Here is a 1060-nt window from a genome sequence, read left to right on the forward strand (position 1 = left end):
ACCCTCGACAAATTGCACTAGAGGCAATAGTCAAACGTTACCCAGACCATCCGCACTCCCTCACTCCTACCTCTGACTTTCCTACGGAATACTGCGCAAACAGGTAGAGAGAGGTACTGATAACTGATAACTGAAATGACGTGGACTAATTCTCTAATCGCTGCAATTTCTCTTTTGCCCACTCCCGCAGTTGTTCATCTGGGTCATTTTCTGCTCTGTCTTGTAATAGTGGGAGGGTTTGCGGATGGTCTGGGTAACGTTTGACTATTGCCTCTAGTGCAATTTGTCGAGGGTTAAATTCGTTGAGTTTATTATAGTTTTCACTTTCAAAAGAGTCATGGTCTTCTACCTCGCTAATAAAATCATAGAGGGAGTCGTTGTAGTCGTAATTGCTCAACAAGTTAAACCTGCCAAACTCTAGAGCTAGTCGAAGGTTTTCTTCAACATCAAGATGGTTTTCAAAAGGGTCATTTGTAGCGCATTCGTGAAGCAAAGGTAAAATTTCTGGATGACTTTTCCAGCCTTTGGCTATTTGGTCCAATGCTTCTGAGCGTACCTGCCAATCATCATCAGACTGTGCTAATTGTTTAAGCAAAGGTAAAGTTTCTGGACGACGTTTCCAACCTATGACTATTTGTTCTACTGCTCCAACTTTTACTTGCCAATCATCATCAGACTGCACTAATTGTGTGAGCAAAGGTAAAATTTCTGGGTGACGTTTCCAACCTCTAACTATTTGTTGTACTGCTACTATTCGTACATCCCAATTGCTATTGAGCTGTATCCATTGTGTGAGCAAAGGTAAAATTTCTGGGTAATGTTTCCAACCTCTAACTATTTGTTGTACTGCTACTGCTCGCACAAAACGATCATTATCAGACTGCACTAATTGTTTGAACAAAGGTAAAGTTTCTGGGTTATGCTTCCAACCTCTAAATATTTGTCGTACTGCCTCAAACCGCACCTGCCAATTATTATCAGAATGCGCTAATTGTTTGAGCAAAGGTAGAGTTTCTGGATGATGTTTCCAACCCCTAGCTATTTGCTCTACTGCTACTGC

General features: G+C 41.4%; 1 protein-coding gene. It reads right to left on the bottom strand.

The genetic code is table 11. The features are described from left to right. Nucleotides 1-145: 145 nt before the first annotated feature. Nucleotides 146-1060 (bottom strand): HEAT repeat domain-containing protein (locus D5R40_RS33240; protein ID WP_134239627.1); only part of this gene is annotated, 915 nt, incomplete at its 5' end.

Source organism: Okeania hirsuta (assembly GCF_003838195.1).
GTDB lineage: Bacteria > Cyanobacteriota > Cyanobacteriia > Cyanobacteriales > Microcoleaceae > Okeania > Okeania hirsuta.